This window comes from Niallia sp. MER 6, from assembly GCF_023714395.1.
In the GTDB taxonomy this organism is placed as follows: domain Bacteria; phylum Bacillota; class Bacilli; order Bacillales; family Cytobacillaceae; genus Niallia.
Genome location: NZ_JAMAUK010000041.1, coordinates 20256 through 27493, shown reverse-complemented (window position 1 = coordinate 27493; position 7238 = coordinate 20256). Strand labels below are relative to the sequence as shown.

Genomic DNA, 7238 nt, shown 5'->3' with positions numbered 1-7238 from the left:
CGGTCATAACTTAAAGCACTTTTCAAATACTCTTGTACAATTTTCAGTTTGAAATTCCCACTATATTTAGCCATAAAAAACACCCCAAAAGTTAGATTTCAACTCTAACTTTTGGGGTGCAGCACTTTTTTAGGACAGTCTTTTTTAAAACAGAATAAGACTTCGGTAATGTTTACCATGTTCCTGCTAAATTGTTCTTACTCATTGATTCTAATAATAATACACCGATATATTCTGTAGGAAGGTTTTTTGCGGCAACATTAAATTTTGATAGGAAGCAGGAAAACAGGTGAAACGAATGTCCATAAAAGCTAAAACATTGGTGTTCTTAATGCCATTAGTATTTTTAACACTGTTAGTGATGACTGTTGTTTCTTACAATACCTCTCACGATTATATATCTAATGAAATTGATCAGAAATTACATTATCAGTTAGAGTCTGTGACGGGTGACATTCAAGGAACGATAGACAGGCATACTGCCTTTTCAATAGGAGTTGCTGATGTCTTAGAGCAGAATGCAACTAGCTACACGCTTCAAGATCTGCACGCTATTTTTGAAGGACAACTAGCGGGAAATCAAGATGTTTACGGAATGGGAATTTATTTTGAACCGTACCAATATAAAGAAGGCACCAAGTATTTCAGTACGTACAGCTACAGAGAAGGGGACAAGACTACCTCGACGGAAATCTATAATAATCCTGATTATGATTATCCTAATCAGATTTGGTACAAGGTTGGTAGCGAACTTGGGAAGGAAGCAGGGATAGCTTATACAAAACCGCTGTTTGATGAAAGTACGAATGCGACACTAATCACTGCAGCAATGCCAATATACAACGGCAAAGATGAATTGCAGGCAATTGTAACTAGTGATATTAATTTAGGAGAAATTCAAACACTTATTTCTGAAACACAAGTTGGAGAACAGGGTTGGGCATTTCTTCTAGATAACGAAGGCGAATATATCGCAGCAAAAGACGAAGATAAAGTTATGAAGTTAAACATTAAAAATGAACAAAATAAAGATTTAGCAGCACTGTCTGCTTCCATGCTTTCCGGTAAAGAAGGGGAAAGCTACTTCACGGAAGACGGGGAAGAGTACTTTGTGCAATATACTCCGATAAACGGTACAAATTGGATATTAGGAATGGTAATACCGAAAGCAGAATTAACAGAAGCATCTCAATCAATATTGTATTATTCGCTGGCTATTGGAATTGTTGGTGTCCTTATTATTGCAGCAGGTATAATTTTCTACTCTTCTTATTTGTCACGAAATGTTAAGAAAGTGAATGATCTTTCTGTAGATATGTCAAATGGTGACTTAACGAATGAACTCCATATTAACAGCTCTGACGAATTTGGTGTAATGGCTGCTAATTTTAACAAAATGATCGGAAACCTTCGAAACATGATTAGAGAAGTTGCCGGGAATTCTGAATCAGTTTCTAAAACTTCTTATGAATTAAGCGAAGGGGCATCTGAAACGACGAAGGCAACAGAACATATTGCAGCAGCAATACAAGAGGTTGCGGAAGGTTCCAAGGTCCAAACAGACAGCTCGCAACAAATAGTTGCAGCAATGGAAGAAATGAGTTCAGGTATTCAAAGAATTGCCTCTTCTTCAGTCGATATGTTGGAGAATTCGTCTGACGTCATAGAAAAAGCAAAAGATGGCCGTCATTCACTAGAAAAGACGTCGACACAAATGCAATCTATTCATGCAAGTGTGTCGCAATCTGCTGAGGTTGTGAAGAGATTAGGAGAACATTCGCAAAGAATAGGAGATATAGTGAAGGTAATATCAGATATAGCTAATCAAACGAATCTTTTGGCACTTAATGCTGCAATTGAAGCAGCACGCGCAGGGGAGGCTGGCAAAGGATTTGCTGTAGTAGCTGAAGAGGTTCGTAAGCTAGCAGAAGAATCTGACGCATCTGGTAAGGAAATAGTAGAAATTATTTCTACCATCCAGAAGGATACAACGCTTGCAGTCGATGTGATGGAAAACGGAACGAAGGAAGTGCAAGCAGGGATGGACGTAGTTCATGAGGCTAATGCTGCATTTTTAACAATCTTAGAATCTATTCAATCCGTTGACAATCTAATCCAGGAAGTTTCCTCATCGTCTCAACAGATGTCAGCAGCATCTGAGGAAATTACAGCTTCTGTAGAACAATTGTCAGATATTGCACAGAATGCATCTGACAATACCCAAAATGTTGTTGCTAGTACAGAGGAACAGCTTGCAACAATGACAGACTTAAAGAACGCAAGCAGCCATTTACAAAGCATGTCACAGAAATTACAGGAACAAATTTCACAATTTAAAATATAAAGCATTGTTAAAGGCATGAGTTCAAGCGTGAAACTCATGCCTTTTTAACTTTTTACGGGCAATAAATATGACTGCCATCCCCTCATTATATAGTGACTTTGACAAAAAAAGGGTATAGCTCTTAATTATAACAGCTGATTACTTTTATCCGTTACACTATAGCCATTTAATCATGATAAGCTACATACAACGTTAGAGAGACACAGAAAAGGAGGTGGCATTCCCTACCGATTTCTAGAATAACAATTAGGAATTCGAAAGTGCATTGCGAGTGTTTTGAATATTCAATTATATATTAGTTTTAGATTTTGCTTACTAAAGTAATAGGCTGACTAAAGGAGGAGGGATAGAATGAATTTTCGGGATGAGTTGAAAAAGCGAATTTTGATTGGTGATGGAGCCATGGGTACCCTTCTCTATTCAAACGGAATTGATAATTGCTATGAAGAGCTCAATATTACCCATCCTGATCGGATTGAAACTATTCATACTGCTTACTTGGAAGCAGGAGCAGATATACTCCAATCCAATACATACGGTGCGAACTACTTTAAATTAAAACGATATGGCTTGGAGGAAGATGTTAGCAGCATCAACAGAAAAGGCATATCCATTGCCAGAAAAGCAGCCAAAGGAAAAGCATTTGTATTTGGAACTATCGGTGCGTCAAGAAGCTTTCGTAAGTCTGATCTCGAGTTGGATGAAATTAAAAGAAGCTTTCGTGAGCAATTATACAGCCAGCTGATGGAGAATCCTGATGGCCTGCTTTTAGAAACGTATTATGACTTAGAAGAATTAGAGACAGTATTAAAGATTGCTCGCAATGAAACGGAACTTCCAATTATCGCTAATGTTTCTTTGCATGAAAACAGCTATTTACAGGATGGTGTCCATTTAAATGATGCCTTTCTCCAATTAGAGGCATTAGGCGCAGACGCTGTTGGAATCAATTGTCATTTAGGACCACATCATATGATTCGCTCTCTCGAAGAAGTGCCGCTCCCTAACAGCGCCTTTCTTTCCGTCTATCCGAATGCCAGCCTTCCAGAATATATAGACGGACGTTTCGTTTACGAAGCGGTCCCTGACTATTTCGGCTCAAGTGCCGTAAGTTTGCGTGAACAAGGAGCACGGATTATTGGGGGCTGTTGCGGAACAACACCAAAACATATTGCAGCAGTAAAAAAAGCACTTGGAAATCTTACACCAATTACGGAAAAACAGATTAAAGTGCGTAAAATCGAAGTAATAGAAGTTGCTAAAAGTGAAAGTAAAAAAGGGCTGCATGAAAAAGCGAAGTCCGAACGAACGATTCTTGTTGAACTGGACCCGCCCAAAAAACTGGGGATTAAAGAATTTATGAGAGGTGCGAAAACACTGCATCAAGCAGGTGTCGACTCCATCACACTAGCAGATAATTCTTTAGCCAGCCCGCGCATAAGCAATGTCGCTCTCGGAACAAAGCTGAAGAACGAGATTGGCTCAGAGCCTCTTATTCATATTACTTGCCGTGACAGAAATATGATCGGCTTGCAGTCCCACCTGATGGGCTTGCAAACTCTTGGACTAAGTGAACTATTAATTGTGACTGGCGACCCTTCCAAGCTGGGTGATTTTCCAGGGGCAACAAGTGTTTATGATTTGTCATCATTTGATTTAATTAGTCTTGTCAAACAGTTTAACGAAGGGTTGTCGTATTCGGGACAAAGTCTAGGGCAGCGCACCAATTTCAAAATAGCAGCAGCCTTTAATCCGAATGTCCGCCATCTGGATAAAGCAGTCCAACGACTAGAGAAGAAAATAGCATGCGGCGCTCAATCTTTTTTGACCCAGCCAATTTTTTCTGTAAACCAGTTGGAAGAGGTATATGAAGCTACTAAACATCTTGAAACACCTATTTTTACTGGTATTATGCCGCTAACAAGCGCTCGAAATGCTGAATTTATCCATAACGAAGTGCCAGGCATAAAGCTGCCCGATGATGTCAGGCAGGCGATGGCCTCATGCGGCAATGACCCATTAAAGGCCCGGCTTGAGGGAATTGCAATTGCTAAGGAACTAGTAGCTGCCGCTGCAGAAAAATTTAAAGGAATTTATTTAATCACGCCTTTCTTACGATTTGAAATGACGGAGGAGCTAACAAAGTATATTAGAGAACTGGACAGTGAGCGCTTTGTTGAAGTGACTGCTACCTGAGTAATGACATAGGATCATGTTTTTACTGTTTTAATACCGATTAATTCTATAAGAAAACCTAATATTAAGATGCAGGAGGAATATAATAATGAAATTAATTAGTACTGTTATTGGCTACCCTTACATTGGTGAAAATCGGGAATGGAAGCGTTGTGTCGAATCTTTTTGGAATCAGAAAATTTCAAAAGAGCAATTTATTGCTGATATGAAAGCAATTAGACTGAATAACTTGAAACGCCAGCAAGCGTTTGGCCTGGATTTACTCACTGTCGGAGACTTTACTTTTTATGACCGTATGCTTGATTTAGCTGCAATGTTCGGTTTAGTGCCAAGCCGTTATGAGTGGTCTGGAAAAGAAGTAGATTTGACAACATACTACACAATGGCACGCGGCGGGAAAGATGCTGTAGCTTGTGAAATGACAAAATGGTTTAACACAAACTATCACTATATTGTTCCTGAATATGAAAATAAGCAATTGTCGCTGACAAATAACTATATTTTAGATTATTTTATAGAGGCAAAGGAAGAATTAGGACTTTTAACGAAGCCTACAATTATTGGACCGTTTACGTTCGTACAGCTAGCGAAAGGTTATGATAAAAAAGCAAAAGAATCGTTTGTATTAAAGCTTTTACCGCTGTATACACAAGTGTTTCAACAGCTTATTGATGCAGGAGCAGAGTGGATTCAGGTCGAGGAGCCTGCATTAGTACTGACACTAAGCGAAGAAGATATTAAGCTTGTTAAAGAAATTTACAAGCAATTATCAATAGAAGTGCCAGCCGCAAAAATCATGCTGCAAACGTACTTTGAGGCACTTTCCGCATATCAGGAGCTGACACAACTGCCTGTTGCTGGGATTGGTCTTGATTTTGTTCATGGAGGAGAGGGAAATATCCGTTCTATCCAAAAATATGGTTTCCCTGAAGAGAAAGTATTAGGGATTGGACTAGTAAATGGACGAGATATTTGGAAGGCAGATTTAGTAGAAAAAGCGGCAACAACACAGTCTTGTTTAGCATTAAGCGGTGTTAAGGAGGCTTGGATTCAATCATCCTGCAGTCTGCAGCATGTACCTGTTACAACTGTTTCTGAAAAAGCACTAGATGCTGCTTTACAGGATGCTCTGTCGTTCGCAGATGAGAAAATAGCAGAGTTGATTCAAGTAACGTCTTATGTACGAAACGAAACGTTGACAAATGAAATTGCCCTTACACAGAGTAAACTGAAAATTGATGCACTGGCAAGGCATGAAGCAAGAAATAATCACAATGTTGGTCAGCTGGTTTCTAGCGTGCAGCCTCAGCATTTTTCACGACCTGCTGTCTTTAAGGAACGACAAGCATTACAGCAAGAAGAACTGCAATTACCGGATTTTCCAACAACAACAATCGGCAGCTTCCCGCAGTCTGATCAGGTGAAGCGGACACGAACAGCATGGCGTAAAAAGGAAATTACCGATGCTGAATATGCACAGTTTGTCAAAAATGAAACAGCACGCTGGATAGAAATCCAGGAAGACATCGGACTTGATGTGTTAGTAACTGGAGAATTCGAGCGGACAGATATGGTCGAATACTTTGGTGAAAAGCTTAGAGGAATCGCCTTTACAAAGCAAGCATGGGTCGTTTCATATGGTTCACGGTGTGTGAAGCCGCCAATTATATATGGCGATGTAGAATGGATCGCTCCGATGACAGTGAAAGAAGTCATAGAAGCACAAGAGTTAACGGAAAAATATGTGAAAGGCATGTTAACAGGGCCAATTACCATTCTAAACTGGTCTTTCGTCCGTGATGATATATCCCGAGAACAAGTAGCAAATCAAATAGCGTTAGCATTGAGAGAGGAAATTAGCGTGTTAGAGGAAGCGGGCATTGCGATTATTCAAGTAGATGAACCGGCACTGCGTGAAGGCCTGCCGTTACGTAAGGAAAAATGGGAGGAATATTTAGAGTGGGCAGTGAATGCATTTAAGCTTGCCACATCAAGTGTAAAGAATGAAACACAAATTCATACACATATGTGCTATTGTGAGTTCAATGACTTTTTAGACACTATTCGCGCCTTAGATGCAGACGTCATTTCAATTGAAACGTCGAGAAGTCACGGAGAGCTGATTCATTCACTTAAGCAAAACGCATATGAGCTAGGCATTGGATTAGGTGTGTATGATATTCACAGTCCGCGTGTTCCAAGTATTCAAGAAATTGAAACAATCTTAAACGACAGCCTAGAAGTTATTGCAAAAGAACAGTTCTGGGTGAATCCTGACTGCGGCTTGAAAACACGACGCGAGGAAGAAACAGTACAATCCCTTAAAAACATGGTAGCGGCAACACAGAAATTGCGTGAGCAGGTTAAACAAACGGTATAACAATAAATGGGGCAGCATATACAGGTCCTGCTCCACAATATTTATTAGTCTAAAAAATGATTGCTAAATAGACAAAAGGTCTTCTATGCACCAACAGATAGAAGACCTTTTGTTTTTTTGGGTATTTTTTTGCTAAAACTTTTTTTATCAGAACTTCATTATATCCGATAATAGGCGGAAATCTAGAGAGGACCATTAAAAGTAAATATAAAGTAATGAGTTTGTAATCCTGTGATAAGAAAGAAACAGTAAAAAAGAAGTTTCCGAATGATACAGGCAATTGCTGGTAATATTAATAAAGACACCGAGTCGAGGGGG

3 protein-coding genes are annotated in these 7238 nt (G+C 39.4%); all 3 read left to right on the top strand.

Features of this window, described 5'->3' with window-relative positions; genetic code table 11:
* Nucleotides 1-298 precede the first annotated feature (298 nt).
* Nucleotides 299-2344, top strand: a complete 2046-nt coding sequence (locus M3600_RS25985) for a methyl-accepting chemotaxis protein (protein WP_251648094.1) — start codon at nt 299-301, stop codon at nt 2342-2344.
* Nucleotides 2345-2695: 351 nt separating this feature from the next.
* Nucleotides 2696-4540: a bifunctional homocysteine S-methyltransferase/methylenetetrahydrofolate reductase gene (locus M3600_RS25980; RefSeq protein ID WP_251648092.1), complete on the top strand. Its 1845-nt coding sequence runs from the start codon at nt 2696-2698 to the stop codon at nt 4538-4540.
* An 88-nt stretch (nt 4541-4628) separates the two neighbouring features.
* Nucleotides 4629-6920: a 5-methyltetrahydropteroyltriglutamate--homocysteine S-methyltransferase gene (gene metE / locus M3600_RS25975; RefSeq protein ID WP_251648090.1), complete on the top strand. Its 2292-nt coding sequence runs from the start codon at nt 4629-4631 to the stop codon at nt 6918-6920.
* Nucleotides 6921-7238: the final 318 nt, after the last annotated feature.

Coding starts and splice junctions, on each gene's coding strand:
- metE (WP_251648090.1), top strand. CDS start 4,629: ATGAAATTAATTAGTACTGTTATTGGCTACCCTTACATTGGTGAAAAT.
- M3600_RS25985 (WP_251648094.1), top strand. CDS start 299: ATGTCCATAAAAGCTAAAACATTGGTGTTCTTAATGCCATTAGTATTT.
- M3600_RS25980 (WP_251648092.1), top strand. CDS start 2,696: ATGAATTTTCGGGATGAGTTGAAAAAGCGAATTTTGATTGGTGATGGA.